Annotated in this window: 25 protein-coding genes; 17 read left to right on the top strand and 8 right to left on the bottom strand. The window is 54.3% G+C overall.

Features of this window, described 5'->3' with window-relative positions; all coding sequences use genetic code 11:
- Window positions 1-128: 128 nt before the first annotated feature.
- From KGP17_RS20150 to hmpA, 6 genes are all read right to left on the bottom strand, one after another.
- Entirely contained in the window at window positions 129-476 is a 348-nt protein-coding gene (locus KGP17_RS20150; protein ID WP_059201538.1) for a hypothetical protein, read from the bottom strand.
- A 2-nt stretch (window positions 477-478) separates the two neighbouring features.
- A complete protein-coding gene (locus KGP17_RS20145) occupies window positions 479-1225 on the bottom strand; it encodes an RHS repeat domain-containing protein (protein WP_371822051.1) in 747 nt (248 codons plus the stop codon).
- 231 nt (window positions 1226-1456) lie between these two features.
- Window positions 1457-1792: a hypothetical protein gene (locus KGP17_RS20140; protein ID WP_059201537.1), complete on the bottom strand. Its 336-nt coding sequence runs from the start codon at window positions 1790-1792 to the stop codon at window positions 1457-1459.
- Window positions 1792-6687, bottom strand: a complete 4896-nt coding sequence (locus tag KGP17_RS20135) for an RHS repeat-associated core domain-containing protein (RefSeq protein ID WP_223498214.1) — start codon at window positions 6685-6687, stop codon at window positions 1792-1794. The genes KGP17_RS20140 and KGP17_RS20135 overlap by 1 nt, the downstream gene beginning before the upstream one ends.
- Before the next feature lie 10 nt (window positions 6688-6697).
- Window positions 6698-7483, bottom strand: coding sequence for a DUF4123 domain-containing protein (locus KGP17_RS20130; RefSeq protein ID WP_021807200.1), 786 nt, complete (start codon window positions 7481-7483; stop codon window positions 6698-6700).
- Window positions 7484-7896: 413 nt separating this feature from the next.
- Complete coding sequence (gene hmpA, locus KGP17_RS20125) at window positions 7897-9087, bottom strand: NO-inducible flavohemoprotein (protein ID WP_094982796.1); 1191 nt, start codon at window positions 9085-9087, stop codon at window positions 7897-7899.
- A 341-nt stretch (window positions 9088-9428) separates the two neighbouring features.
- On the opposite strand from hmpA, the gene glyA reads away from it, so the two are divergent.
- Both glyA and KGP17_RS20115 read left to right on the top strand, forming a co-directional pair.
- Window positions 9429-10682 (top strand): serine hydroxymethyltransferase, encoded by a 1254-nt coding sequence (gene glyA, locus KGP17_RS20120; protein WP_223498213.1) that lies wholly within the window; start codon window positions 9429-9431, stop codon window positions 10680-10682.
- A 161-nt stretch (window positions 10683-10843) separates the two neighbouring features.
- Window positions 10844-11995 (top strand): 3-phenylpropionate MFS transporter, encoded by a 1152-nt coding sequence (locus KGP17_RS20115; protein WP_223498212.1) that lies wholly within the window; start codon window positions 10844-10846, stop codon window positions 11993-11995.
- On the opposite strand, the gene csiE is transcribed toward KGP17_RS20115, so the two are convergent.
- A complete protein-coding gene (csiE, locus tag KGP17_RS20110) occupies window positions 11992-13257 on the bottom strand; it encodes a stationary phase inducible protein CsiE (protein ID WP_223498211.1) in 1266 nt (421 codons plus the stop codon). The two genes, KGP17_RS20115 and csiE, sit on opposite strands and share 4 nt — an antisense overlap.
- A gap of 177 nt (window positions 13258-13434) precedes the next feature.
- Between csiE and KGP17_RS20105 the strand changes: the two genes are divergently transcribed.
- Window positions 13435-14070, top strand: a complete 636-nt coding sequence (locus KGP17_RS20105) for a DUF1007 family protein (RefSeq protein WP_223498210.1) — start codon at window positions 13435-13437, stop codon at window positions 14068-14070.
- Window positions 14061-15083: a nickel/cobalt transporter gene (locus tag KGP17_RS20100; RefSeq protein WP_209529323.1), complete on the top strand. Its 1023-nt coding sequence runs from the start codon at window positions 14061-14063 to the stop codon at window positions 15081-15083. The genes KGP17_RS20105 and KGP17_RS20100 overlap by 10 nt, the downstream gene beginning before the upstream one ends.
- 48 nt (window positions 15084-15131) lie before the next feature.
- Here the strand turns inward: KGP17_RS20100 and suhB are convergent, their stop codons facing one another.
- Window positions 15132-15935, bottom strand: coding sequence for an inositol-1-monophosphatase (gene suhB / locus KGP17_RS20095; RefSeq protein WP_021178863.1), 804 nt, complete (start codon window positions 15933-15935; stop codon window positions 15132-15134).
- 117 nt (window positions 15936-16052) lie between these two features.
- Between suhB and trmJ the strand changes: the two genes are divergently transcribed.
- The 13 genes from trmJ (at window position 16053) to KGP17_RS20030 (ending at window position 26838) form a co-directional block, all read left to right on the top strand.
- Entirely contained in the window at window positions 16053-16787 is a 735-nt protein-coding gene (gene trmJ / locus KGP17_RS20090) for a tRNA (cytosine(32)/uridine(32)-2'-O)-methyltransferase TrmJ (protein ID WP_021807193.1), read from the top strand.
- Window positions 16788-16981: 194 nt separating this feature from the next.
- Entirely contained in the window at window positions 16982-17476 is a 495-nt protein-coding gene (gene iscR, locus KGP17_RS20085; RefSeq protein WP_021807192.1) for a Fe-S cluster assembly transcriptional regulator IscR, read from the top strand.
- Between the two features lie 55 nt (window positions 17477-17531).
- Complete coding sequence (locus KGP17_RS20080) at window positions 17532-18746, top strand: IscS subfamily cysteine desulfurase (RefSeq protein WP_021178860.1); 1215 nt, start codon at window positions 17532-17534, stop codon at window positions 18744-18746.
- 24 nt (window positions 18747-18770) lie between these two features.
- A complete protein-coding gene (iscU, locus tag KGP17_RS20075; RefSeq protein ID WP_004952090.1) occupies window positions 18771-19157 on the top strand; it encodes a Fe-S cluster assembly scaffold IscU in 387 nt (128 codons plus the stop codon).
- A gap of 52 nt (window positions 19158-19209) precedes the next feature.
- Complete coding sequence (iscA, locus tag KGP17_RS20070; RefSeq protein WP_021178859.1) at window positions 19210-19533, top strand: iron-sulfur cluster assembly protein IscA; 324 nt, start codon at window positions 19210-19212, stop codon at window positions 19531-19533.
- 68 nt (window positions 19534-19601) lie between these two features.
- Complete coding sequence (gene hscB, locus KGP17_RS20065) at window positions 19602-20123, top strand: co-chaperone HscB (protein WP_021807191.1); 522 nt, start codon at window positions 19602-19604, stop codon at window positions 20121-20123.
- 34 nt (window positions 20124-20157) lie between these two features.
- Window positions 20158-22008: a Fe-S protein assembly chaperone HscA gene (hscA, locus tag KGP17_RS20060; protein ID WP_094982792.1), complete on the top strand. Its 1851-nt coding sequence runs from the start codon at window positions 20158-20160 to the stop codon at window positions 22006-22008.
- 2 nt (window positions 22009-22010) lie between these two features.
- The gene (gene fdx / locus KGP17_RS20055; protein WP_021178856.1) at window positions 22011-22346 is read left to right on the top strand and encodes an ISC system 2Fe-2S type ferredoxin; all 336 of its coding nucleotides are present in this window, start codon (window positions 22011-22013) and stop codon (window positions 22344-22346) included.
- A gap of 9 nt (window positions 22347-22355) precedes the next feature.
- Window positions 22356-22556 carry a Fe-S cluster assembly protein IscX gene (gene iscX / locus KGP17_RS20050; RefSeq protein WP_021178855.1) on the top strand — a complete coding sequence of 67 codons (201 nt, stop codon included), beginning with the start codon at window positions 22356-22358 and terminating at the stop codon, window positions 22554-22556.
- Between the two features lie 80 nt (window positions 22557-22636).
- On the top strand, window positions 22637-23932 hold the full coding sequence (gene pepB / locus KGP17_RS20045) for an aminopeptidase PepB (protein WP_223498209.1): 1296 nt from the start codon (window positions 22637-22639) through the stop codon (window positions 23930-23932).
- A gap of 67 nt (window positions 23933-23999) precedes the next feature.
- The gene (sseB, locus tag KGP17_RS20040; RefSeq protein WP_021807188.1) at window positions 24000-24836 is read left to right on the top strand and encodes an enhanced serine sensitivity protein SseB; all 837 of its coding nucleotides are present in this window, start codon (window positions 24000-24002) and stop codon (window positions 24834-24836) included.
- A 180-nt stretch (window positions 24837-25016) separates the two neighbouring features.
- Window positions 25017-25442, top strand: coding sequence for a nucleoside-diphosphate kinase (gene ndk, locus KGP17_RS20035; protein ID WP_004952077.1), 426 nt, complete (start codon window positions 25017-25019; stop codon window positions 25440-25442).
- A 208-nt stretch (window positions 25443-25650) separates the two neighbouring features.
- Window positions 25651-26838 carry a bifunctional tRNA (adenosine(37)-C2)-methyltransferase TrmG/ribosomal RNA large subunit methyltransferase RlmN gene (locus tag KGP17_RS20030; protein ID WP_021178852.1) on the top strand — a complete coding sequence of 396 codons (1188 nt, stop codon included), beginning with the start codon at window positions 25651-25653 and terminating at the stop codon, window positions 26836-26838.
- The last annotated feature ends 41 nt before the right edge of the window (window positions 26839-26879 follow it).

Genomic DNA, 26879 nt, shown 5'->3' with positions numbered 1-26879 from the left:
GAATATCAATCTGGTGGGACTGTAAGCATGATATCCGACAAGGTGATTCGGTGTGGCAAAGGAATATACTTATATAACAAAAAAGATATAAGGCCGAAAAAATCTTAACCTCCGGCCTTTCTAATCACTTAAGCATATACAACTTCGCACTGACCTATCACATCAAAGACATGATCATAAGTACTTAAAATGTAATTGTTATTTCCTCCTGAAACAATCAAATCAAAACAAGACTTCTTTATCAACTGATAGTCTGATTCATCAATCATTATTATTTTTAAGCTCTTTATGTTTTTGAATTTAAAACAAACTAGAGCTTCAATATTACTTTCTGTGGGCGGCTGACAAAAAGACAGATCAAGTAAAGCATTCACCTCAATGCTCATGGGGTACATATCTAACTTGACATCCTTTAATATTAGCGCATCTCTTCCATGTATTGTCCCGTACTGAGTTTTAATTGCTCTGTTTTCCATTTTTAATTCCTCACCCTTATATTTTTCCCACCTGTTTTAGTGGAGAACCTGTCAACTAAATTAATCCCTTTCAAATCATCCGGTGTTGCCCATCGTGTTGGAATTTGGGATATTCCAGCCTCCTTAGCTGCATATAACCTTCTGTTGTCTAAAGAAAATACTGAATGTTTGTGCGCTCCTTGTGACAATAGTTTTTCTTGGACTTCAACAGGGAGATCCACCATCCTCACTCTTCTTATTGGCTCAACTTGATTGATATATGAAGGATCATTTTTCAATCTAAATATTAAATCATTAATTTTATTACCGTCACTAAAATGTGGATTAATACTATCTTGAGAGTACTGGATAGTTTTAGGATTTATGAACTTAATTGATGGCGGACAATCTCCCAACGCATTCGCCAACCCCAGCGGATCCACCCACCCGGTAGGGTTAGGTACATATTGCGTCTGGTTCAGCCCACCGGCCAGCCCAATAGGATCAGGGGTGATAAACCTTGCGGTCTCCGGCGAGTAATAACGATACCGGTTATAGTGCAACCCGCTTTCTGCATCGAAGTACTGCCCCTGAAAACGCAGTGGTTGCGGCACAGATTCAACGAACGCTACCGCCAGATTGCCGTAGGCGCGGTACGCCGCGCTCCAGGCAATCTGTCCTTTGCCATTGAGCAGTTCCTGCGGGGGGCCCAGATGGTCATTCAGGTAGTAGTAAATCTCCGACTGATATCCTTGACTCAGTAACCGCACAAGTGGGTGCTGGCTTCGCACCCACACTAGCTTGGCGCTGCGCACTTCGCGTGTCAGGTTGCCGAAGCGACATAGTCAAACCACGTTCGCAAGCAGGTTGCCACGGACTTTTGCCCCACTGCAGGTGGTGTTCGTTCACTATGCTGAGAGCCGCATTCGGTGGATTGGAATGCTCTTCAACATCATCACTGCACCAAAGTGAGTTGTTCGTAACACTACATAATTAAGGCCTCATGATTTTTTAAACTCAACTGAGTCTGGCAATGCTAGGATTTTCAAAACAGCGTTATTAGACCACGCGGAAAAAAAATTGAAGCAAATCATTTCAGAAAGGTCTTCATCTGTATATTTTTGGCTTTCATGTTTAAAGTCGTCGTTGCTCGATTCTTCGAGATGTGACAATTCACAACCAATTGAATTAAATGATAGCAAGGCAGATACATCGTTAAAATGAAGAGTGTTTTCTCTTTCCTGCCAATCAAGAACATAAACATCCACACTCCCATCCGTATTTGAAGTTATTTTTTTTAATATATTATCACTGATATTTATTTTACTTATAGCCATTATTCTATCCCTGGATGTTGTTCACCGGGCAAATGGCCAGTACCATGCCCACGTTGATAGTCTCTTGGTGTAACCTTTGTAACTCTATTTTGCCTTCCTGCTTGTCCCCAAGATAACTCTTCTGGTTTTAACTCGATGTGATAATGCTCACCATGATGTCGGGCGTTGAATGTTCCTCCATCACCAGGGTGGCTTTCATACCTGATGCGAGTATCACTATTTGGTTGCCATACCATACGGGTGGTTCCATGTTGGGTCTCCGTTATCTTGGGAGGAACACCTAATACTTTAGTTAGTTCGTTTGGATCTTCTGGAAAATGGGTATAGGCGGTTTTTCCATTTGATGTCGGGATATCAGGCTCACCCGTCTTCACCCCAGCCGGTATATCTGAGTCCGGAGGGCACCCCCCCTTCACACTAGCCAACCCCAGCGGATCCACCCACCCAGTAGGGTTAGGCACATACTGCGTCTGGTTCAGCCCACCGGCCAACCCAATAGGATCAGGGGTGATAAACCTTGCGGTCTCCGGCGAGTAATAACGATACCGGTTATAGTGCAACCCGCTTTCTGCATCGAAGTACTGCCCCTGAAAACGCAGTGGTTGCGGCACAGATTCAACGAACGCTACCGCCAGATTGCCGTAGGCGCGGTACGCCGCGCTCCAGGCAATCTGTCCTTTGCCATTGACCAGTTCCTGCGGGGTACCCAGGTGGTCATTCAGGTAGTAGTAAATCTCCGACTTGCGTCCTTTGCCCAGTAACTGCGCCAGCGGCACAAAGCTGCCGGGGCTGTACAGGTAGCTTTTATAGGTCGCCAGGTGCGCCGGTTTTGGATCGTCCGCTGTGAAGATATTATCATCGTCGGCGCATTCTGCCACCATCCGCTCACCCTGCCAGAAGAACCGGGTTACGGCATCAGGCCGTTGGGCTAGCAGGTTCTGCTTTTGGATGCGTCGACCAAAGGCATCATAGGTATAGGCAAAATGGGTTTTCTGCCCCTGGCGTTGTTCAATGAACTCCACCAGCCGGTGCTGGCAGTCATAACGGAACTCCCGCACCCACAGTGGCTTGGTGCTGCGCACTTCACGTGTCAGGTTGCCAAACTCGTCATACTCGAACCGCACATCGCCTTTCTGCTTCAGCAGGTTGCCACGCACTTGTGTTCCACGGGAGGCAGCATCGTTCCCCAATACGTTACCCGCTGCATCGTGCGTAAATTGTTCACTGATACCCCGCCAGCGCAGCGCCTGCGGCAAGGCTTCGGGGTAGGCTATCGGGTGGTGCAGCGCTTCGGTCAGGCGATGTTGCTTATCGTAGCGGTATTCCCGGTTGCCCTTGTGCGGGTCGAGGATCTGCGTCAGGTTGCCTGCCGGGTCGTACTCGTAGCGGCGCTGCATCACCGGCGTCACGTCTGGGGCGTCACCCTCCATTTCTGCCTGTACCACGGCGGTAGCCCGTTGATGGCGCAGGCGTTGCTGCGCGTCATAATCAAACTCGCTTACCACCTCACCGGTGATGCGCCGGGTTTCCCGCTCGCCGCGATACTGGTGTTCACTGAGTATGCGGCCATTCAGGTCAATGCGTGAGACTTGCCCCTGTTGGTAGTGGTAAGCCAGCAGGTTGCCATCGGGCAGGCGTTGGCGTGTCAGGTTGCCCGCGCTGTCATAGCCGTAAAACAGGCTGGCAAAGCCCTGATATTCCTCCGTCAGTCGACCAACCTCATCATAGCCGTACGCCAATGGCCAATGCCCATCATCCACCAGGCGCAGGCGGTTAAAGGTGTCGTAGGCGTAACTGACTTCCTTGCCGTCCGGCAACACTTTGCGAACTAGCCTACCGGCAGCATCCCGCTCGTAGCGAGTCACCAGCGCGGTCTGTTCACTCTGGCTGGTGCCGTACTCGGTGCGTTGGGTCAGATGCCCGTTAAGGTCGTAGTTATAGAGGAAGTGGCGTCCGTCAACGGTGTGCTCTTCACTCACCAACCCGTTGGGGTGATAGGCCAGCCGATGGTGTTCTCCATTCTGGTTGATGATGTCGCTGACGAAGTTCTTCGGGTTGTCATAGCGGTATTCCACCTGGCTGAGGTCAGGGTAAATGACTCGGCTCACCAGATGGGAGTTTGGATGGTATTCGTATTGGGTGGTCAGCCCCTTTTCGTCACGCTCGCTGGTCACCTTGCCGTAGGCGTTATAGCGGTAGTGACGCACTGTGCCGTCAGGCGCGTGAATAGCCTCCAGCCGGTTGGCGGCATTCCAGGTATAACGGGTGCCGTTGACCCCGGCCTCGTCCAATGGGCTGTCGCTGTGCCGGATCACTTGCCCCAGCAGGTTGTAACGATAATAGTGGGTCAGCCCGTTGCGTTGATGGTGCTCCAGCACCTGGCCAAAGGCATCGCGGACAAAGCGCTCGCGGCTGCCATCCGGGTATTGCACCTCGTTGAGTGCCCCTTGCGCAGACCACAGGTAGTGGCAGGTATTGCCCAACGCATCGGTTTCTTCCGTCAGGTTGCCCTGCGTATCGTAGCGATACCGTTCACGGATCTTGTCCTCCTGATCGAGGCTCCAGGTGGTTTTCTCTACAACTCGGCCCCGCGAATAACGGTATTGGGTCTCTTGCCCGTCAGGAGTCCGCACCCAAGTGCACTGCAGTTCACCGTTATAGCCATATTCGGTGCGGTTGCCCAACGGATCGGTTTCACTCAGCAGCTCACCGCGTTCACCGTATTCGTTGTGGTGAATCGCCCCGTCTGGGTCGACCTTCTTTATCAGGCGGCGAAAGCGGGTGTCATGTTGCCAGGTCTCCCGTGAACCGTCCTGATGGACCAGGGTGACGGCCCCGGGTTGCTCATCCCACAGAAAACGTTGGTCAAAGTTAGGCAGGTTGCTCCAGTGGCGCACCGCACGAGCTTGTTTGCCTTCCCCTTGCCATTCCCAATAAAACTCAGCCCCGCCGGCCAACTGCCGCAGGCTGAACACATAATCATCACGATACTGATAGCGCTCGGCCTCCCCGGCCGCATTGATAGCGGCACTCAGTTGCCCCCGTTCATCGTACTCATAGGTCATCAGTGGATGGAGAGCCTCTTCCCGACCCGATTCTGGGGTCAGGCTCAGCTGCGTCAGGCGCCAGCCTTGAGGCAGCTCTTGATAGCTGAACTGCAAGGCCGCACCTGCCGGATGTTCCAGCCGAACAGGTAAGCCATCGTGATAATGCAGGGTCAATCGCAACTGGCGGTGTGAAAGGCCGGTGATAAGCCCGGTCGTCTTGCCCGGCAGCCGCTGCACATGCAGCACCCAGCCTTCCATGCTACCGGCCATCAGGCAGTAGCTATCAGGTTCCTCGTCCAGATAGGCGGCGGCCCCGGCTACATAGTTAAGCCCACTTGGGGAAACTTCGGTAGGTAACGGCAGAATGGTGGTGAGGGTCTGGTGATCGGTCCAGTGCAGTTCATCACCGATAAACTCCACCTGATGTTGCAGGCTATGGCTCCAGCCAAAACCAAACACCGACGTGCGTTCGACCGCGGTGGTGCGGTACTGACGCTGGAAGATAAAGGGCGTCAGGCCAATCAGTTGCCCATCGTCCAGAGTAAGCAACTCTTCGCCGTTGATCAGCGAGACCGGGCAGCCGGTGCCGGGGGTGCACTGCGAGTTCACCGTGGGCTGGTCAGCCGCATTTGTCGCGGGGTTGTTTTTCACCGTGCCTGAGTTATCCACCAGACCAGTATGGTTTGACGAACCCAGCTGGTTTTTCCGATCCTGTTTCAACTTGGCATTGGCCTGGCGCTTGAGGTTCAGTTGGCGGGTCTTCTCAAAGAACCGTTTGACCAGTTCCAGGGTGGCAAACAGAATCGTCTTCAGCCCCTGCCAGACAGACTGCAATGCGTTGCCCAGTTTCTTGAGCAATCTGCCTACCTTATAGATCAGGAACGCCACGCCCAACCCGGCGGTCACCAGGGTCAGCAGCGCCCCGAAGACAATACCGACCAACGCATCGCTGATAATGGACCCCCCTATTTTTACCATCGGTTCCAGTAGTGCGCCCCAAGGGTACATACGCACTTGCAGTTCCACTGAGCGCATAAACAGGTACAGCGCAGCTTCATCATTGAACAGCGCCAACAGCTCGCGGGCCATCTGCTTGCTGCCTTCCAGCAGCGACTTCAGCTTCTGTTCATCTACCTGGGTGATCAGATCCTTATACTTACCCGCTTCCGCATAGATTTTCTGCCCGTACTTTGCGGGGTCGGTGATCACGTCGTAGGCCAGTTTCACGTCGTCCCACAGCCCAAACATGCCGTCGTACAACCCAGTGCCCAGCGCAGTCAACAGGCCTGCATTGATTGGACTCAACTGCCACTGCGGCCTGTAGGTCTGCCATTGCGTTGACAAGGTGTCGTACATCTCCAGCATCAGGCCGTCATAGGCTTGCAGCATCTGGTCATTGTGCTGCTCCAGCTGGGGATCGGTGGCTTTAACGTAATATTTCTTGCCCGCAGTCAGACCAGGGAAACGGGCTATGCCTTGCTCATCGGTCTGCTGGGTAGCCACCTTGGAGTCAAAACCAAAACTGACATCTTCATAGATCTCAATGGTTACATCGGGGATGGGCAGTTCAAGCGTGGACTCGTAGGCGAGAGCCACCTTGATCTCGCCACTCTTCGGGCAGGTCACTACGCTACTCTCAAAGCTGCGATCGTTTTCCGAGACCACGGTCTTGCTGTCGTTGAGCCGCAGAGTTTTTTCCATCTCCAGCGTCGGCCCACCTAATCGCCCGGAAATGCTGCTGGCCGTGGCCCACTCCTTGACGATCTGCCGATACTCTTGGGTGATCAGGGTCTTGTTTTTGAAGCCCAGCAAGGCATTGTCAATACTCGCAATATATTCGGTCGTCATAGTCCATTACTCACGGTCGAAAAGAGGAAACGTTGAAGGTGATCACCTCGAACGGATTGGTACGGCGGCTCAGCGCATCTACCAGGGCCTGGGACAACCGGGCGGTTCGCTTCTTCGGATCTGGCGTCTGTTGCCAGACCTGTGGGTAAAGCCGCAGCGCTATCTGGCGCAGAACCGGTTCTGGCACGGCTTGATAGAGTTCAAACTCATTCTCGCGCAGCCAGGTCAGCTGGTTGGCGATCAGCGGTTCTGGATCTTCATCCAGCAGAGCATCCACCATCCCTTGGGGCACCTGCCACCAGGGGCTGATCTGGGCCTGCGCAGAAGGATCCACCGGGCAGGTAAAACCCTCGCCGTTCACCCAGTAATCGGAGAATACCGGCAGGATAGAGCGCCACTCATTGCCAAAGTAGCGCAGGTAAGCTGGCAGATAGCGCCCATCCCAATAGCGGAAAAACACCGCTTTGCCGCTGGGCATGATCACCTGTGTCAAACCGGCAAGGTGGGCCGCCAGGGCAGCCTGCGGCAACGGCGAACGTGCCAGCCAGCCCCAGTTGCGTAAAGGGGTTTCTGCCACCCAGCGTAAGAATGGGCTGCCTTCGTTTAGCTGCACCAGTACCGGCATCACTTCAAACCAGTTGGCATAGGGCGTATTGGCGTAAAGCCCGTGCGGCGTGCGGCTGCCGTCCTCACGGTAATAGGCCTTGATGCCTTGCGCACCATGGGTATTGGCCAGGATGGCATACAACGGTGTACCCGCCGTGTTTCTTACCCAGTCCTGTACGGTCTGTTGCATCTCTGTACCTCCTTGAAGATGACGCAAATAGTGAGTCCACTGATGCGATCAACGTACACTTTCCATAATTAACAACGTGAATGAACAGCTATGGCTGCCAAAAAAGGTATTAGCCTGACGGGAGTATGGCGAGAGTGGCGGGTCAGATTACTGGCGAAAATACAGCGGGATGCTGAAAGCTGGATCATCCTTGCGCTCCATGCAAAGTCCTTATCAATGGGGCGTAGATTTACCACAATGTCGGTTTAAAAACGATAGTGGAAAGGGGAATAACATTAAGGAAATTGTAGGTTTTAGATTGAGGTCAAATCCGTTGATGATTTTTGCGGGTACCGTTTCTTAGGCACCCGCACTTATCGCGCAAAGTAATCAATAACATTCGTACCTGATAATGTTATCAAGACACTAGGATGTTACAGCACCTTATGCGGGCCGAAGCATTCGTAGTGGATACGTTCGGCCTCCACGCCCATCTCAAGCAACTGCTTACCCACGTGCTGCATAAACGGCACCGGGCCACAGAAGTAGTAATGCATCTGCGGATCGCTTAACTCGCTACGCAATGCGCTCAGATCCATCAGGCCCTGGCTGTGATAATCGCGGCCCTGCACATCATCGGCATTGGGTTCACGGTACCAGACATGACGGCTCAGATTAGGCATACGCCCGGCTATATCCGCCACTTCGTCGGCAAAAGCATGCACCGCACCGTTTTCTGCAGCATGTAACCAGTGGATGTTGGCCGGATGCTGATTGTTGTGCAGGGTGTTAAGCATCCCCAGCATTGGCGTTTGGCCAACGCCTGCCGAGATTAATGCCACTGGCGTAGTCGGTTCTACCTGCAGGAAGAAATCGCCGTGTGGTGCCGCAAGATGAATAATATCGCCTTCTTTGGCCTGCTGATGCAGGAAGTTGGAAACGGCGCCCCGTTCCTCACGTTTGACCGCGATACGGTAATATTCCCCGTTCGGTGCGGTGGTGAGTGAATATTGGCGGATCTCCTGATGTTGCAGGCTGTCATCGTTAATATAAATCGCCAGATACTGGCCTGGCTGATAATCGGCCACGCGACCACCGTCTACTGGAGCCAGTACAAAGCTGGATATGACCTCGCTCTGAGGCTGTTTTTTCACGATGCGGAAGGCACGCAAATCACGCCAGCCACCGTCACTCTTTTCCGTTTCCTGATAGATCTGGCCTTCACGCTGAATAAACACGTTGGCCAGCACCCCGTAGGCTTTTCCCCAGGCATCAAGCACTTCCTGGCCAGGGCTGAGCATTTCGTCCAACGTGGCTAACAGGTGGTGGCCGACAATCTGATACTGATCGGGCTGGATATTGAAGCTGGCGTGCTTCTGGGCAATGCGTTCTACCGCAGGCAGCAGGGCGGCCAGGTTTTCCAGATTGCTGGCGTAAGCGCAGATGGCATCGAACAACGCCTGGCGCTGATCGCCGTTACGCTGGTTGCTCATATTGAAAATATCTTTCAATTCAGGGTTATGGGCAAACATGCGATCGTAGAAGTGGGCGGTCAGTTTGGGGCCGGTTTCGGCTAACAGGGGAATGGTCGATTTAACGGTGGCGATGGTTTGACTATCCAGCATGGTGATACTCCTTGGCGGGCGTTTTATGTTTGTCTAATAGGTGTATTTTAAATGCATCTTATAAAATTACCCCGTGCTTGTAAATATCCCTGTTATTGTTATGGGGTTGTTAACCGTCGATCGCCTTCACAGAACATGAAAAAAGCGCATTTTGTTGATGAGTAAAACTCCGTTGCCAAAATGTGGCCTTTAAGGGTTCAAAGCCTTACGCCACGTGATGCCAATCGTTTGCGTAAAAACCTCTGTCAAGACCTATCTTCGATAGGCCGAAACGGTTTACACTGTTGCCCAGCACCCGTAGGGGTAAATTAAGTTAGCTGATTTCAGTCAGGAGATGCCGGATGTTAAAGCGTGAAATGAACATTGCTGATTATGATGCCGAACTGTGGCATGCAATGGAGCAGGAAGTCGTGCGTCAGGAAGAGCACATTGAGCTGATTGCGTCTGAGAACTACACCAGCCCGCGCGTGATGCAGGCCCAGGGTTCCCAACTGACCAACAAATACGCAGAAGGCTATCCGGGCAAGCGTTACTACGGCGGTTGCGAATACGTTGATATCGTTGAGCAACTGGCGATCGATCGCGCCAAAGCGCTGTTCGGTGCCGACTATGCCAACGTGCAGCCACACTCAGGTTCCCAGGCTAACTTTGCCGTTTATACCGCGCTGCTGCAGCCGGGCGACACCATCCTGGGGATGAACCTGGCACACGGCGGCCACCTGACGCACGGTTCACCGGTGAACCTGTCCGGTAAGCTGTATAACGTGGTGCCTTACGGCATCGACGAAACTGGGCAGATTGACTATAACGATCTGGCCAAACAGGCGCAGACACACAAACCAAAAATGATCATCGGCGGCTTCTCTGCCTTCTCCGGTGTGGTTGATTGGGCAAAAATGCGTGAAATCGCTGACAGCATCGGCGCTTATCTGTTCGTGGATATGGCACACGTGGCGGGCCTGATTGCCGCTGGCGTTTACCCGAATCCGGTTCCTCATGCCCACGTTGTGACCACTACTACCCATAAAACGCTGGCGGGTCCGCGTGGCGGCCTGATCCTGGCCAAAGGTGGTGATGAAGAGCTGTATAAGAAGCTGAACTCTGCCGTCTTCCCTGGCGGCCAGGGCGGCCCGCTGATGCACGTCATCGCCGGTAAAGCGGTAGCGTTGAAAGAAGCGATGGAGCCTGAGTTCAAGGTTTACCAGCAGCAAGTGGCCGATAACGCCAAAGCGATGGTGAAAGTGTTCCTGGAGCGCGGTTACAAAGTGGTTTCCGGCGGCACCTACAACCACCTGTTCCTGCTGGATCTGGTCGATAAGAACCTGACCGGTAAAGAAGCTGATGCCGCGTTGGGCCGCGCTAACATTACCGTTAACAAGAACAGCGTGCCAAACGATCCGAAGAGCCCGTTTGTGACCTCTGGCATTCGTCTGGGTACTCCAGCGGTGACTCGCCGTGGCTTTAAAGAAGCCGAAGTGCGTGAACTGGCTGGCTGGATCTGTGACGTGCTGGACAACCTGAACGACGAAGCCACCATCGAACGTACCAAGAAGAAAGTGCTGGATATCTGCGCTCGCTTCCCGGTTTACGCCTAAGTACTTCAATTGGTTTGCAGATAAACCCGCCTCGGCGGGTTTTTTTTAGCATTGTTGCAGCTAAACTGTGAACTGCTTTGCACTCTAGCCCTTTGAACATGAATGAAGATTGCTGCAAGGTGTGAGCTCTGTCAAAGTATTGCCCTCATCCTGGAGGGAACATGGTTCTGCAATCAACGCGTTGGCTCGCTCTCAGTTATTTCACGTACTTCTTTTCCTATGGCATCTATCTCCCGTTTTGGAGCGTTTGGTTAAAAGGTGAGGGCATACCGCCTGAAACCATCGGTATCTTGCTCGGCGCTGGCCTGGTGGCGCGCTTCCTCGGTAGCCTGCTGATTGCTCCACGTGTAAAAGATCCCTCCTATTTAATCACCGCGTTGCGTTTGTTGGCATTGCTCTCCCTGGCGTTTGCCGTCGGCTTCTGTTTCGGTAATGGTTGGGCCTGGCTGATGCTGGTGATCGCCGGTTTTAACCTGTTCTTCTCCCCGCTGGTTCCGCTGACCGATGCGTTGGCTGCCACCTGGCAACGGCAGATCACTCTGGACTATGGCCGGGTGCGGTTATGGGGATCGCTGGCCTTTGTGATCGGCTCGGCGTTAACCGGCAAGCTGGTGTCCGTTTGGGGCCATAATGCGATTTTGATCAGTCTGTTGGTCAGCATCCTGGCGATGCTGGTGGGCATGTTGCTGAAACCGAGCGTGCTGCCAAAAGGTGAATCTCGGGCGCAGAATGAACCTAGCCGCTCCTGGCGTGCACTGCTCAGCGAAGGGCCAGTCTGGCGTTTTCTGCTGTGCGTGACGCTGTTGCAAGGGGCACATGCCGGTTATTACAGCTTTGCCTCCATCTATTGGGAAGAGGCGGGTTACTCTGCGGCGACTATCGGCTACCTGTGGTCTTTGGGGGTGGTCGCTGAAGTGGTTATCTTTGCCAGCAGCAATTTCCTGTTCCGCCGTTGGAATGCGCGTAATCTGCTGTTACTTTCCGCCGTGTGTGGTCTGCTGCGCTGGGGCCTGATGGCAACCACGACGGAAATCGGCTGGCTGTTGCTGGTGCAGGTGCTGCACTGTGGTACCTTCACGGTCTGCCATCTGGCGGCAATGCGCTTTATTGCGGCGCGTCAGGGGGCGGAAGTGATCCGTCTGCAGGCGGTTTATTCGGCGCTGGCGATGGGCGGCGGCATTGCAGTGATGACCGTAGTGGCGGGCTTCCTGTTCGAGCACTATCAGGGCGGAGTGTTCTGGGTGATGGTCGCGGTGGTGGTGCCAGCGTTGTTTATTCGCCCACCGGCGGTGGCGGTTAGTAATAGCCGTTAATGGCTTTCCAGCAGCGCACGGATCGCCTTGCGCTGCTGACGCTCCAGCGGCAGTTCGGTAATAATCAGTGTGGGTGGTTGCTCCTGGCTCGGTGTGGCGTAGGGGCTAATCACCAGCGTAATCCCTTGTGGTGCACCAGCAAGCAGGTAGTCGTGTAAGGGCTGATATTTGATATTCAATGGCAATAGCGTCAATTCGCGGATCTGATATTCCACTTCTTCTTCCAACTGCGGGTTATCCAGCGTCAGCAACAGTATCTGCTTTTCATGCAGCGCGTTGCCCTGCATCAACCAGGCACCAAAGCTGATCGCCACTAGCCCTGCTTCTTCCCGCGAAAATTGAATCTCATATTCCTGTTCAAACGGCGCTAACGCCTCCTGTGTGGTACGCATCAGACGGGGATATTTACGGACCACCTCTTCCAGTAGCGTATTGTCTATGCCGATAGCAAACCGGCAGCGTTCCACGGCAGGGGCCAAATGGGCAAACAGCTGGCTGATTAACCCCTCCTGGCTGCTGAAATGCATGCCGGAGATCTGTTGGAAGCGTTCCACCACCTGCCCGATGGCCGCCATCAGGCGTTGGTCCTCGGGCGAATCACTGCTCTGGTAGCTGTGACTTTTCAGCAGGGTAAACATCAACGCCAGGAAGTCACATTCTCTACTGTCACCGGGCTGGCCAAATAGCTGATTTAGCGCTTGATGCAGTTCCTCTGCCGCCAGATGCTCTGGCTTGGTTTGCAGCCACTCATGCTGGCGGCGATCAAATTGAGGATGGCGCTGATGCTGGCTAGCCCAGACGCAATAACAAAGATAGTGTTGCAAAAACAGTCGGTCACGCTGCTCAAAGCGGCGGTTAAGGCGCTGTTCACATTGGTTGATGCACAATTCCAGTGCCGGAAGCTGTGGGTGTTGAAGTTGCATCGCCCGCTGATACTGAGGGCCAAAGTGTTGCTCGACAAACTCTGGGCTGCAACGCAAGGCTCGCCGTAGCCATTGGAGCAGACACAAGCGAAGATCCAGCGCGCTGCCCTGGATCTGGTAGCCCTCGTAGGGATCGCCGCTGATTTCCAGATGATGGAAATGCTGGATCTCGCGGGCAACCTCAGCTATATCTTGCCGGGTAATGAGCTGGTCTACGCCGTTGATTTGGCCGATGGTCTCCAGTTGTACCGAGGGTACTGGCGCATACAGCATCAGCAGTAAATGACAGCGCCGTTGTTGACCTGAAAACTCAGGCGCAGAAGAAGTCTCCAGGCTCATATCACCTTCTGGCAGGTCGTGTTTAAATTATGTTTAAGCATAGCAAAAGGCTCTGTGGGCCGTGGCAGTTGCCCCTGCTTTTACTTCGGCTTACTACTTTCGTCACAGTTATTCGGCTTGTTAACGCCGGTTGAGGTTTGGTTGATGTTATATTATAACAATAAAAAGTATGCTTGGATGATGAAACTCCGTGGCCTGGTGGCTTGCTTGCTAATGATGACCTGCATGGGCGCACTCGCCCACCCACACAGTTTTATCGATATGAACACCACCTTTGTGGCTAAGGATCAGAAGCTGACCGGTTTAAAAATGGTTTGGGTAATGGATGAGATCACCTCGGCGGATCTGCTGTATGACGCAGAAAATGCCAACAGCGATTCAGAAGTCTGGAAAAAACTGGCGGCGGAAGTAATGGCTAACGTCCTCGGGCAGCACTATTTCACCGATATTTACCGCGCAGGCAAACCGGTGAAATACCTCAATCTGCCAACCGAATACCATCTATCCCGGCAGGGCCATAAAGCCGTGCTGGAGTTTGTGCTGCCGCTGGCGGAGCCACAGCCGCTGGTGGGGGAACCCTTTGAGATTGCCACCTACGATCCCACCTATTTTGTGGACATGACCTATCAGGATCAAAAGGCGCTGCACTTGCCGCCAGAGATGGCAAAGCAGTGCAAATTCAGCCTGGTGACGCCAAAGCCCGATTCGTCATTACAAGCTTATGCATTGTCTCTCGATAAGAACGACTCGCCCGGTGAAGATATGGCATTAGGGCAACAGTTTGCCCAGCGGGTGACGTTAACATGTCAATAAACCTCAGCCAGACCAGCAAACCTCAGCGCCATTGGGCCTTCAGCCTGTGGCCGTTGTTGCTGTTCTTCATTCTGCTGGCGGCGGTGGCCCAGTGGGTTTGGCATTACTGGCCGCAGCTGTTGATGCAAAGCGTGGTGTGGCAGAAAGGGTTACATCAGGAAATGGCGGCCTTGCTGCAACAGGTCAAGGCGGCTCCCCAGCAAGCGGGAGTGGCGCTGATGCTGTTCAGTCTAGGCTATGGCGTATTGCATGCCCTGGGGCCGGGCCACGGTAAAGTGGTGATCGCCACCTATCTGGCTACCCACCCGGCACGGTTGAAAAGCAGCCTGAAGCTGACGTTTGCCGCCTCTGTGGTGCAGGGATTGGTCGCGATTGCCCTGGTCACGCTAGTGCTGGTGGTGCTGCAACTTTCTTCCCGGCAGTTGCATCAAAGTAGTTTCTGGCTGGAGAAGGGCAGTTTTATTCTGGTGATCCTGCTCGGTGTCTTGCTCAGTTGGCGGGCGTTAAAGCGCTTGTTTATGGCGGTGAAAGCGATGCGGCCTCGGCCTGCGCTGCGCATCAACAGCTTGCAGCCTCTGCCTGCCGATCATGTCCATAGCGCGAATTGTGGTTGTGGCCACCGGCATTTGCCGAGCGATGAGGAACTGCAAGCTGGCAATGATTGGCGCACCAAAACGGTGATTGTGCTGGCAATGGGTCTGCGGCCTTGCTCCGGGGCGATCCTGGTCTTGCTGTTTTCCAAGGTGATCGGCGTTTTTACCTGGGGTGTGTTGTCGGCACTGGCCATGGCATTAGGTACCTCGATCACGATTTCCGGATTGGCGCTGTTGGTGCATTACAGCCGTAAGCTGGCGATACGCATCAGCCGCCAGCGCGCACCGGCGGCCTGGAGTGCGGTTGCTTGGGGCTCGTTGGCGTTAGCCGGAGGTTTAATTCTGCTGTTTGCCGGTGTGCTGCTGTACGTCAGCGCTCAGCCGGAATTTGGCGGCGGGATACGGCCTTTTGCCCGCTGAGGAAAAAAAAGCGCTGCAAATGCAGCGCCTTGATTTTCAGCTGAGTTATTAACGCTTCAGCGCTTCACTCAGTTCTTCACGCATATTGGAAAGCAATGCTTTCACCACACGTGGGTTACCGGCAACTACGTTGCCAGAGCTGAAGTGGTTATGGCCGCCAACGAAGTCGGTGACCAGGCCGCCAGACTCACGTACCAGCAATTCGCCAGCAGCAAAGTCCCAAGGCTTCAGGCCAATCTCAAAGAAACCATCAACGCGGCCAGCGGCAACGTAGGCCAGATCCAGCGCGGCTGAACCGGTACGGCGGAAGTCGGCACATTGGGTGAACAGTTTGCCCAGCACGTTAATGTAAGCCGGTGCGTGCTGTTTGACTTTGAACGGGAAGCCGGTCGCCAGGATGGTGCCATCCAGATCTTTGGCATTGGTGCCGCGCAGACGGTAACCGTTGAGCTGTGCGCCCTGGCCACGGGTGGCGGTGAACAGTTCGTTGCGCATTGGATCGTAAACCACGGCCACTTCGGTACGGCCTTTAATGCGTACGGCGATGGAAACGGAGAAGTGTGGAAGACGTTTGATGAAGTTGGCGGTGCCATCCAGTGGATCAATCACCCATTGTACATCCTGATCTTCACCGGTTAACTCACCGCACTCTTCACCAATAACGGTGTGTTTCGGGTAAGATTTACGGATGATTTCGATGATCAGACGCTCAGCCTCGCGATCGACGTTAGTGACAAAGTCGTTAGAACCTTTTTGTGTCGCTTCTACAGCGTCTGGAGTCTCGTAATTTTTGGCAATCAGGTTGCCAGCCTTGCGCGCAGCGCGCACGGCGATAGTCAGCATCGGATGCATGGGTATCTTCCACAGGATGTTAAAGAACAGGAAACGGCGCGAAGTATAGCAGGTGTTCGGCAAAATACCTACGACTGTGTTAGGATGCTACGATTTTCCGCAACGCTCAGAGTTTGTATGCTGCACAATATCCGCATTGTTCTGGTTGAAACCTCTCATACCGGCAACATGGGCTCTACTGCCCGTGCCATGAAAACCATGGGGTTAACCAACCTTTATCTGGTCAATCCACTGGTGAAACCCGATTCCCAGGCGATCGCCCTGGCCGCAGGCGCCAGCGATGTGATTGGCAACGCCACGATTGTCGATACCTTTGATGAAGCCATTGCGGGTTGCCGCTTGGTAGTGGGCACCAGCGCTCGCTCGCGCACTCTCCCATGGCCGATGCTGGAACCCCGCGAATGCGGCGTGCGAGCAGTACAGGAAGGCGAGCAGGGGCCGGTTGCGTTGGTCTTTGGCCGTGAACGCGTTGGGCTAACCAATGACGAATTACAGAAATGCCATTATCATGTCGCCATTCCTGCCAACCCGGAGTACAGCTCGCTGAATCTGGCCATGGCGGTGCAAATCCTGGCGTATGAGGTTCGCGTTGCCTTCCTCGATCGTCAGCAGGCTGATGCCGCACCGGTGGAAGAATCGCCGTATCCTCTGGTGGATGATATTGAACGCTTCTATCAGCATCTGGAGCAGACTTTGGTGCGCACCGGCTTTATCCGCGCCGCCCATCCAGGGCAGGTGATGAACCGTTTACGCCGCCTGTTTGCCCGGGCACGCCCGGAAGCGCAGGAGCTGAATATCTTGCGTGGTATGCTGACCTCGATCGAGAAACAGGATAAACAGCAAGGTAATTAATTTTGCTGTCACCCGCAGTTAGGCAAGATAGTATTGCTTATCTGCGGGTTATAAGGTGTATTTTATATGCATCGGATAGCAAAGCGCACAAAAAGCACGAATACTTGAGTAAATTAGTAGGTTAAATAGTTGACTGATTTACTCGGGAATGTCAGAATTTGGCCCATGTTTGACCAACAGGTAACCAATTAGCTATGAGACTGACATCCAAAGGCCGTTATGCAGTAACTGCCATGCTCGACGTGGCATTACACTCCCAGGAAGGGCCGGTACCACTGGCGGATATTTCCGAACGCCAAGGTATCTCGCTCTCTTATCTGGAACAACTGTTTTCCCGTCTGCGTAAGAATGGCCTGGTGGCCAGCGTGCGTGGGCCAGGCGGTGGTTACCTGTTGGGCAAAGAAGCGGACGCTATCGCCGTAGGCGCGGTGATTTCCGCAGTCGACGAATCGGTAGACGCCACCCGTTGCCAGGGTAAAGAAGGCTGCCAGGGGGGCGATCGTTGCCTGACCCATACCCTGTGGCGCGATCTGAGCGAGCGCATCAGCGGGTTCTTGAACAATATTACGCTGGCCGAACTGGTAAACAACCAGGAAGTGCTGGACGTGGCAGACCGTCAAAATAGCGATACGCGCCGCACGGCCAACGGTCGTCTGCAAGAAACGATCAACGTTAATCTGCGCGCATAAGCAGCTGACGACTAATTTATTGGTTTTTGGAAGTGATGTACGGAGTACAAGAGCAATGAAATTACCGATTTATCTGGACTACTCGGCCACGACTCCGGTCGACCCGCGTGTTGCCGAGAAGATGATGCAGTTTTTGACCCTGGACGGCACTTTCGGTAACCCGGCCTCCCGTTCCCACCGTTTCGGCTGGCAGGCGGAAGAGGCGGTTGATATCGCCCGTAACCAGATCGCTGAACTGGTTGGTGCGGACCCGCGTGAGATCGTGTTTACCTCAGGGGCCACCGAATCCGATAACCTGGCGATCAAAGGCGCTGCCAACTTCTATCAGAAGAAAGGCAAGCACATCATCACCTGTAAAACCGAACATAAAGCCGTGCTGGATACCTGCCGCCAACTTGAGCGCGAAGGTTTTGAAGTCACCTATCTGGCACCGCAGAGCAACGGAATCATCGATCTCCAGGTTCTCGAAGCCGCGATGCGTGAAGACACCATCCTGGTTTCCATCATGCACGTGAATAACGAAATTGGCGTAGTGCAGGATATCGCCGCCATCGGCGAAATGTGCCGGGCGCGTGGCATCATCTATCACGTCGATGCAACCCAGAGCGTAGGCAAACTGCCTATCGACCTGAGCAAGCTGAAAGTGGATCTGATGTCCTTCTCCGGTCACAAGATTTATGGCCCGAAAGGCATTGGTGCCCTGTATGTGCAGCGTAAGCCGCGCATCCGCATCGAAGCCCAGATCCACGGCGGTGGCCATGAGCGCGGTATGCGTTCTGGTACCCTGGCAGTGCATCAGATCGTTGCCATGGGTGAAGCCTATCGTATCGCCAAAGAAGAAATGGCCAGCGAAATGGCACGCCTGCGCATCCTGCGCGATCGTCTGTGGAACGGCGTGAAAGATATGGAAGAAGTGTATCTGAACGGCGATCTGCAACACGGTGCACCGAACATTCTCAACGTCAGCTTCAACTATGTTGAAGGTGAGTCGCTGATCATGGCGTTGAAAGACTTGGCGGTTTCTTCAGGCTCAGCCTGTACTTCTGCCAGCCTTGAACCTTCCTATGTGCTGCGTGCACTGGGTATGAGTGATGAGTTAGCGCACAGCTCGATCCGTTTCTCCCTGGGGCGTTTCACCACGGAAGAAGAGATCGATTACACCATTTCGTTGGTGCGTAAATCCATTGGCCGTCTGCGCGATCTCTCCCCACTGTGGGACATGTTCAAGCAGGGCGTGGATATCAACAGCATCGAATGGGCACATCATTAATTCTCAGGATCCAGGAGCAACGTCATGGCTTACAGCGAAAAAGTAATCGATCATTATGAAAACCCGCGTAACGTAGGGTCGTTTGATAACGAAGATCCTACCGTCGGTAGCGGTATGGTAGGGGCACCGGCCTGTGGCGACGTGATGAAGCTGCAGATCAAGGTCAACAACGAAGGCATTATTGAAGATGCCCGTTTCAAAACCTACGGCTGCGGTTCCGCCATCGCTTCCAGCTCGCTGGTCACCGAATGGATGAAAGGCAAGTCTCTTGATCAGGCCGAAGCGATCAAAAATACCCAGATCGCCGAAGAACTGGAGTTACCTCCGGTTAAAATTCACTGCTCAATTCTGGCCGAAGACGCCATTAAAGCAGCGATCGCCGACTACAAGAGCAAGCACAGCGCCAAGTAGTTATTATTGAGTCAGTTAGCCCGCCTTGCGGGCTAAGATTGAAGAGGTTGTTATGTCGATTACCATGAGCGACAGCGCCGCGCAGCGGGTTCAGGCATTTTTGGACCACCGTGGCAAAGGTCTCGGCCTGCGTCTGGGCGTGCGAACTTCCGGCTGTTCCGGAATGGCGTATGTGCTCGAATTTGTTGATGAAACGAACGACGATGATATCGTTTTTGAAGACAAAGGCGTCAAGGTGATCATTGACGGCAAGAGCCTGGTCTATCTGGACGGTACCGAGCTTGATTTCGTCAAGGAAGGTCTGAACGAAGGCTTCAAGTTCAACAACCCGAACGTCTCAAGCGAGTGCGGCTGCGGCGAGAGCTTTAACGTCTGACAGTCCATCGTGCTCCCCCGTGACCCACGGGGGAACCTCAATCATCACGATAACGCCCCGAGCACGCTATGGATTACTTTACTTTATTCGGGTTGCCGGTCCGCTATAGCGTAGACGGCAGCTTGCTTACCTCACGCTATCAAGATTTGCAGCGCCAATTCCACCCCGATCGTCATGCCCTCCAACCGGAGCGTGAACGCCTGATGGCGTTACAGCAGGCGGCGACCATCAACGAAGCCTATCAGTCGCTGAAGCACCCGTTAAAACGTGCCGAGTATATGTTATCTTTGCACGGCTTTGATTTGGGCAACGAGCAGCATACCCTGCGCGACACCGCGTTCCTGATGGAACAGTTAGAGCTGCGTGAAGAGCTTGATGCCATTGAACGTTCGCCGGATGCGCAAAACGCACTGGCTGCCTTCGCCACGCGCCTGAACAAGACCTTCAAACAGCGTAGCGCGCAGATGGTGCAGGAGTTGGACGAGCAGCAGTGGTCACAGGCTGCCGATACCGTGCGCAAGCTACGCTTTTTGGACAAACTCCAGCAACAGATTGAACAACTCGAAGAAAAACTGCTGGGTTTTGAGTAATAGATTCTTGATCTCGATTTTGGAAGCTCTGTAAATGGCCTTATTACAAATTAGTGAGCCTGGCCTCACGGCTGCGCCGCATCAGCGCCGCCTGGCTGCCGGTATTGATCTGGGGACCACCAACTCGCTGGTGGCTACGGTGCGTAGCGGCCAGGCCGAGACGCTGGCCGACATTGAAGGGCGCTATCTGCTGCCTTCCGTGGTGCATTATCAGGCCACCGAACATCAGGTTGGCTGGAGCGCTCGTGCACAGGCGGCACAAGATCCGGTCAATACGGTCAGCTCTGTCAAGCGCATGATGGGCCGTTCTTTGGCGGACGTGCAACAACGCTATCCAAACCTGCCGTATCAGTTCCAGGCCAGCGATAACGGCTTGCCAATGATCGTGACCGCCGCAGGCCTGGTTAACCCAGTTGGTGTTTCCGCCGATATCCTCAAGGCACTGGCTACCCGCGCTAAAGCAGCGTTGGAAGGTGAGCTTGATGGTGTGGTGATCACCGTTCCTGCCTACTTCGACGACGCTCAACGCCAAGGCACCAAAGACGCTGCGCGTCTGGCTGGCCTGCACGTGCTGCGCCTGTTGAACGAACCGACCGCTGCGGCTATCGCTTACGGGTTGGATTCGGGTCAGGAAGGGGTCATCGCCGTTTACGATCTGGGCGGTGGCACCTTTGATATTTCCATTTTGCGCCTCAGCCGTGGCGTGTTCGAAGTGCTGGCTACCGGCGGTGATTCCGCATTGGGTGGCGATGACTTCGATCATCTGCTGGCGGACTGGTTGCGTGAACAGGCAGGTATTAGCGATCGTAGCGATCATGGTGTGCAACGCCAATTGCTGGATGCTGCGATTGCGGTCAAAATCGCCCTGAGCGATGCGCAGAGCACCACGGTAGATATCGCTGGTTGGCAGGGTGAAGTGACCCGCGAACAGTTCGAAACGCTGATTGCCTCGCTGGTGAAACGTACCCTGATGGCCTGCCGCCGCGCGCTGAAAGATGCCGCCGTCAGTGCCGAAGAGGTGCTGGAAGTGGTGATGGTGGGCGGTTCAACCCGTGTGCCATTGGTCCGCGAACAGGTGGGCGAGTTCTTTGGCCGTACGCCGCTGACGTCGATCGATCCGGACAAGGTGGTGGCGATCGGTGCTGCTATCCAGGCGGATATCCTGGTGGGTAACAAACCGGATAGCGAAATGCTGCTGCTGGACGTGATCCCGCTGTCGCTTGGCTTGGAAACCATGGGTGGCTTGGTTGAAAAGGTGATCCCGCGTAACACCACCATTCCGGTGGCGCGTGCGCAGGAGTTTACCACCTTCAAAGATGGCCAGAGCGCGATGATGATCCACGTGCTGCAAGGCGAGCGTGAACTGGTGCAAGATTGCCGTTCGCTGGCGCGCTTTACGCTGCGTGGCTTACCGCCGCTTCCTGCCGGCGGGGCGCATATCCGTGTGACCTTCCAGGTGGATGCCGACGGCCTGCTGAGCGTGACGGCGATGGAGAAATCCACCGGCGTCGAAGCCTCCATTCAGGTCAAGCCTTCGTATGGCCTGTCCGATGCCGAAATTGCCGGCATGTTGAAGGACTCGATGGCCAATGCGCAAAGCGATGTCGGTGCTCGCAAGCTGGCGGAGCAACGGGTAGAAGCTTCCCGCGTGCTGGAAAGCCTGCAAGGTGCACTGGCAAGCGATGCCGCTCTGCTGAGTGACGAAGAAAGCCTGGCTATCAACAACGCGGTAGCCGAGCTCCAGCAAGTGATGCAAGGCTCCGATCCTGCTGCGATCGAGGCCGCAATAAAAATAGTCGATGCAACAACCCAAGATTTTGCCGCGCGCCGCATGGATGCCTCCATTCGCCGTGCGCTGGCTGGCCATTCTGTGGATGAGGTTTAACCATGCCGAAAATTGTTTTCCTGCCCCATCAAGATCTCTGCCCGGAGGGGGCAGTACTGGAAGCGGAAGTTGGGGAAACTATCCTCGATGTCGCACTGCGTAACGGTATTGAAATTGAACATGCCTGTGAGAAATCCTGTGCCTGTACCACCTGCCACTGCATCGTGCGTGAAGGGTTTGATTCCCTGGCCGAAAGCAGCGAGCTGGAAGATGACATGCTGGACAAAGCCTGGGGGCTGGAGCCGGAAAGCCGCTTGAGCTGCCAGGCCCGCGTCACCGAAGACGATTTGGTGGTCGAAATGCCGCGTTATACTGTCAACCATGCGCGCGAGCACTAGGAGATAAGAATGGGACTGAAGTGGACAGACAGCCGCGAAATCGGCGAAGCCCTGTACGACGCCTATCCAGATACCGATCCGAAAACCGTGCGTTTCACCGATATGCACCAGTGGATTTGCGATCTGGAAGAATTTGACGATGAACCGCAGGCTTCCAATGAAAAAATACTGGAAGCGATCCTGCTGGTCTGGTTAGATGAAGCAGAGTAAATAGCATGACGGGCTGCCATAGGCAGCCCGTTTATTTTGTATCCGACAAGATTAGTACAAGAATAATCCGGAGTAAGGCTATGACAACCGAAATCATGCAGATCACGCTATCCCAGCAACCCGCCGATGCGCGCTGGGGTGAAAAGGCGCTGCTGAGCACCAATGACCAAGGCATCACCATCCATCTGAGCAATTCCGGCAAGCTGGGCCTGATCCAGTGCGCGGCACGCAGGATCGATGGCCAGGGCATCAAGAAAGTGAAACTGGCCGGGGAAGGCTGGGACCTGGAAAACAGCTGGGCGTTTTGGCAGGGCTATCGCGGGCCAAAAGGGCAGCGTAGCGTCGAGTGGGCTGAGCTGCCGGAAGCGGAAAGCCAAGAGCTGCAACAGCGCCTGAAGATTGTCGATTGGGTGCGTGACACTATCAATATGCCAGCGGAAGAGCTGGGGCCTGAGCAACTGGCAACCCGCGCGGTTGATCTGATGTGTGCTGTTGGTTGTGATGCCGTCAGTTACCGCATCACCAAAGGTGAAGACCTGCGTGAGCAGAACTACGCCGGTATTCATACGGTTGGGCGGGGTTCCGATCGTTCTCCGGTGCTGTTGGCGCTGGACTTTAACCCGACGGGCAACCCGGATGCACCGGTATTCGCCTGCCTGGTAGGTAAAGGGATCACCTTCGACACAGGTGGCTACAGCCTCAAGCAAAGCGCGTTTATGGACTCGATGAAGTCCGACATGGGCGGCGCGGCCACCATCACTGGCGCATTGGCATTGGCGGTGGCTCGCGGCTTGCAGCAGCGCGTCAAACTGTACCTGTGCTGTGCGGACAATATGGTCAGCGGTAACGCCTTTAAACTGGGCGACATTATCCGCTATCGCAATGGCAAAACGGTTGAAGTGATGAACACCGATGCGGAAGGGCGTCTGGTATTGGCCGATGGCCTGATCGATGCCAGCGCACAAAACCCGCAGTTGATCATCGACTGTGCGACCTTGACCGGCGCCGCGAAAACGGCGGTAGGTAATGATTACCACGCGCTGTTCAGCTTTGACGATGCTCTGGCGCAAGAGCTGTTGGCCAGTGCGGATGAAGAGCACGAGCCGTTCTGGCGCCTGCCGCTGGCGGAATTCCACCGCAGCCAGTTGCCGTCAAACTTTGCTGAACTGAACAACGTTGCGGGCCCGGCTTACACCGCTGGCGCCAGCACCGCCGCGGCCTTCCTGTCGCACTTTGTGCAGAATTATCAAAAGGGTTGGCTGCATATCGACTGTTCTGCCACCTATCGCAAAGGTGCCGTGGAGCAGTGGTCAGCAGGCGCAACCGGTCTGGGCGTACGTACGCTGGCCAACCTGTTGCTGAGCAAAGCGAAGTAAGTTTAACATTACGTTTTTCCGTAGGGGCTCAGCATGCTGGGCCCTTAATACATTGGAGGAGTCGGCAATGAGTTCCCACCATCATGATGATGACGCCGTTTCAGGCGAAAACGAGCTTGAGCGCCTGCTGAGGCTGGCGGCCTCAGAACCGGCATACCGCCCGGCGTTTTTCCGCGAACTGCTGGATTCAACGGTCTACATTCTGGGTGACAGCGAGCAGGTGCCGCACGACGGTGAAATTACGCTGAATGCCGAGACACCGGTGAACATTCAGCACTGGGAAAAGCAGGATGGCAGCAGCGTGGTGCCTTTCTTCACCTCGCTGGAGGCGCTGCAAAACGCAGTGGAGGATGAGCAACCCTTTATCGCCATGCCCGCTCGCGTGCTGTTTGAAATCACCCAAGGTGCCGAACTGTTCCTGAACCCGAAAGGCACCCACGGCAAGGAATTCTTGCCAGCCGAGATCGCCATGCTGTTGGCTACCGGCGGCGTAGTGAAACCGGCAGAGCGCTATATCGATACCGAAACTCAGCTACTGCTGGGGCAGCCTGAAGAGTATCCGGCGGCGATGGTGGATGCGCTGACGACCTTGTTCAGCCAGCGGAAACCGGTACGCCGCGCTTTCCTGGCGTTGATGCACGATCGTGCCGTAGACGAGAAGCCGAACCTGCTGGTGGGCCTGGAAGTGGATGGCGATCCGGCAGAGATTGAAGCCCTGATCAGCGAAGCCGGTATGGTGGCCAGCGAAACCGCGCCAAACGATGAGCCAGTCGACTTTTGCCTGGTAGAAGAGAATGCGCGGGGCGTGAGCCATTATCTGATCAACCATACCCAGGCTTTCTACCAGCGTCGCTGGGGCAGTTGGCTGCGAAATATGATCCCATCGACCGATAAAACCCAGTAAGCCGATCGGTCAGGATCCCATTTGTCGCTGACTATGGTGGATTAAGATAATTTTTTTTTAATGAAATGTTGATTTTCCCGTAGGCAAGCGTTAACAGCGCACATATAATCTGCGCCACTTGAAAGGCCGGCACCTCACCTTATCGCCCGGCCTGTTTTGGAAGACATAATAGAGGCCATCATGACCGTAGAACGTACCTTTTCCATCATTAAGCCAAACGCTGTAGCTAACAATGACATCGGCGCTATCTATGCTCGTTTCGAGCGCGCGGGTTTCAAAATCATCGCATCTAAAATGTTGCGTCTGACTCGCGAACAAGCCGAAGGCTTCTACGCCGAGCACAAAGGCCGTCCTTTCTTCGACGGTCTGGTTGAGTTCATGACCTCTGGCCCGATCGTGGTACAGGTTCTGGAAGCGGAAAATGCCGTACAGCGTAACCGTGACATTATGGGCGCAACCAACCCTGACAACGCATTGGCCGGCACCCTGCGTGCTGACTATGCAGACAGCTTCACTGCCAACGCCGTTCACGGCTCAGACGCAGTAGAATCTGCCCAGCGTGAAATCGCATACTTCTTTAACGAAAGCGAAATCTGCCCACGTTAATGGTGGTGGGGTCTGCTGAAACCGGCAATTTACCGGCAGATACAATAAAAATGCCGTGAAAGCCGTTCAGACGTAGAAACCCGCTACTAAAATTTGTACAATGCCGCGCCCCAGGGAAGCTATCTTGCCTGGGGCGTGTCTTTTGATGACACACTTACTTTTCACTCCTTCAAGCCATAACGTGTAATAACGAGGCTAAGAGATCATTATGTTAGAACCCATCGCGCCCGAGCATACCTTGTCTGAAAATACTTCCCTGACCGTGCAAACGGAACAACCGGCTACCGCCAAAATCAACCTGCTGGATTTGAACCGTCAGCAATTGCGCGAATTTTTCGCCAACATGGGTGAAAAACCTTTCCGCGCCGATCAGGTGATGAAGTGGATGTATCACTATTGCTGCGACGATTTTGAGCAGATGACCGACATCAACAAGGTGCTGCGCAATAAATTACAACGCGTGGCGGAAATCCGTGCGCCGGAAGTCGCAGAAGAGCAGCGTTCGGCCGATGGCACCATCAAGTGGGCCATCAAGGTGGGCGATCAACAGGTCGAAACCGTCTATATCCCAGATGGCGATCGCGCCACCCTGTGCGTGTCTTCACAGGTAGGCTGCGCACTGGAGTGCAAATTCTGTTCCACGGCTCAGCAGGGCTTTAACCGCAACCTGCGCGTCTCGGAAATCATTGGCCAGGTATGGCGTGCTGCTAAAATCCTGGGCGCCATCAAAGTCACCGGCCAACGTCCTATCACCAACGTGGTGATGATGGGCATGGGGGAGCCGCTGCTTAACCTGACCAACGTGGTGCCAGCGATGGAAATCATGCTGGATGACTTTGGTTTTGGTCTGTCCAAGCGCCGCGTTACCTTGTCTACCTCCGGTGTCGTACCCGCTCTGGACAAATTGGGCGATATGATCGATGTGGCGCTGGCCATTTCGCTGCATGCGCCTAACGACAAGATCCGTGACGAGATCGTACCGATCAACCGCAAGTACAATATTGAAACCTTCCTGGCGGCGGTTCGCCGTTATCTGGAAAAATCCAATGCCAACCAAGGGCGCGTCACCGTTGAATACGTGATGCTGGATCACATCAACGACAGCACCGACGATGCGCACCAACTGGCGGAAGTGCTGAAAGATACGCCGTGCAAGATCAACCTGATCCCATGGAACCCGTTCCCTGGGGCACCTTATGGCCGCAGCTCCAACAGCCGCGTCGACCGTTTCTCCAAGGTGTTGATGGAATACGGCTTTACGACTATTGTTCGTAAAACCCGTGGCGATGACATCGATGCTGCCTGTGGGCAGTTGGCGGGAGAGGTGATCGATCGTACCAAGCGTACCCTGAAAAAGAAAATGGCCGGGGAACCTATCAACGTACGAGCGGTCTGAATCCTATAGCATGATTTTTTTGTTATCTAACAGCCTGTTAT

Origin of the sequence: Serratia sp. JSRIV001, from assembly GCF_019968745.1 — a bacterium.
In the GTDB taxonomy this organism is placed as follows: Bacteria; Pseudomonadota; Gammaproteobacteria; order Enterobacterales; family Enterobacteriaceae; genus Chania; species Chania fonticola_B.
The sequence above is the reverse complement of the archived record's forward strand: the minus strand, read 5'-3'. Positions and strand labels throughout refer to the sequence as shown.

What these genes read in the sequence shown, in the direction of transcription:
- trmJ (WP_021807193.1), top strand. Translation starts at nt 16,053, where the DNA reads ATGCTGCACAATATCCGCATTGTTCTGGTTGAAACCTCTCATACCGGC.
- KGP17_RS20140 (WP_059201537.1), bottom strand. Translation starts at nt 1,792, where the DNA reads ATGGCTATAAGTAAAATAAATATCAGTGATAATATATTAAAAAAAATA.
- fdx (WP_021178856.1), top strand. Translation starts at nt 22,011, where the DNA reads ATGCCGAAAATTGTTTTCCTGCCCCATCAAGATCTCTGCCCGGAGGGG.
- KGP17_RS20030 (WP_021178852.1), top strand. Translation starts at nt 25,651, where the DNA reads ATGTTAGAACCCATCGCGCCCGAGCATACCTTGTCTGAAAATACTTCC.
- hmpA (WP_094982796.1), bottom strand. Translation starts at nt 9,087, where the DNA reads ATGCTGGATAGTCAAACCATCGCCACCGTTAAATCGACCATTCCCCTG.
- KGP17_RS20080 (WP_021178860.1), top strand. Translation starts at nt 17,532, where the DNA reads ATGAAATTACCGATTTATCTGGACTACTCGGCCACGACTCCGGTCGAC.
- KGP17_RS20135 (WP_223498214.1), bottom strand. Translation starts at nt 6,687, where the DNA reads ATGACGACCGAATATATTGCGAGTATTGACAATGCCTTGCTGGGCTTC.
- csiE (WP_223498211.1), bottom strand. Translation starts at nt 13,257, where the DNA reads ATGAGCCTGGAGACTTCTTCTGCGCCTGAGTTTTCAGGTCAACAACGG.
- KGP17_RS20115 (WP_223498212.1), top strand. Translation starts at nt 10,844, where the DNA reads ATGGTTCTGCAATCAACGCGTTGGCTCGCTCTCAGTTATTTCACGTAC.
- iscU (WP_004952090.1), top strand. Translation starts at nt 18,771, where the DNA reads ATGGCTTACAGCGAAAAAGTAATCGATCATTATGAAAACCCGCGTAAC.
- ndk (WP_004952077.1), top strand. Translation starts at nt 25,017, where the DNA reads ATGACCGTAGAACGTACCTTTTCCATCATTAAGCCAAACGCTGTAGCT.
- iscX (WP_021178855.1), top strand. Translation starts at nt 22,356, where the DNA reads ATGGGACTGAAGTGGACAGACAGCCGCGAAATCGGCGAAGCCCTGTAC.
- hscA (WP_094982792.1), top strand. Translation starts at nt 20,158, where the DNA reads ATGGCCTTATTACAAATTAGTGAGCCTGGCCTCACGGCTGCGCCGCAT.
- KGP17_RS20150 (WP_059201538.1), bottom strand. Translation starts at nt 476, where the DNA reads ATGGAAAACAGAGCAATTAAAACTCAGTACGGGACAATACATGGAAGA.
- KGP17_RS20100 (WP_209529323.1), top strand. Translation starts at nt 14,061, where the DNA reads ATGTCAATAAACCTCAGCCAGACCAGCAAACCTCAGCGCCATTGGGCC.
- KGP17_RS20130 (WP_021807200.1), bottom strand. Translation starts at nt 7,483, where the DNA reads ATGCAACAGACCGTACAGGACTGGGTAAGAAACACGGCGGGTACACCG.
- pepB (WP_223498209.1), top strand. Translation starts at nt 22,637, where the DNA reads ATGACAACCGAAATCATGCAGATCACGCTATCCCAGCAACCCGCCGAT.
- sseB (WP_021807188.1), top strand. Translation starts at nt 24,000, where the DNA reads ATGAGTTCCCACCATCATGATGATGACGCCGTTTCAGGCGAAAACGAG.
- hscB (WP_021807191.1), top strand. Translation starts at nt 19,602, where the DNA reads ATGGATTACTTTACTTTATTCGGGTTGCCGGTCCGCTATAGCGTAGAC.
- glyA (WP_223498213.1), top strand. Translation starts at nt 9,429, where the DNA reads ATGTTAAAGCGTGAAATGAACATTGCTGATTATGATGCCGAACTGTGG.
- iscR (WP_021807192.1), top strand. Translation starts at nt 16,982, where the DNA reads ATGAGACTGACATCCAAAGGCCGTTATGCAGTAACTGCCATGCTCGAC.
- suhB (WP_021178863.1), bottom strand. Translation starts at nt 15,935, where the DNA reads ATGCATCCGATGCTGACTATCGCCGTGCGCGCTGCGCGCAAGGCTGGC.
- KGP17_RS20105 (WP_223498210.1), top strand. Translation starts at nt 13,435, where the DNA reads ATGATGAAACTCCGTGGCCTGGTGGCTTGCTTGCTAATGATGACCTGC.
- iscA (WP_021178859.1), top strand. Translation starts at nt 19,210, where the DNA reads ATGTCGATTACCATGAGCGACAGCGCCGCGCAGCGGGTTCAGGCATTT.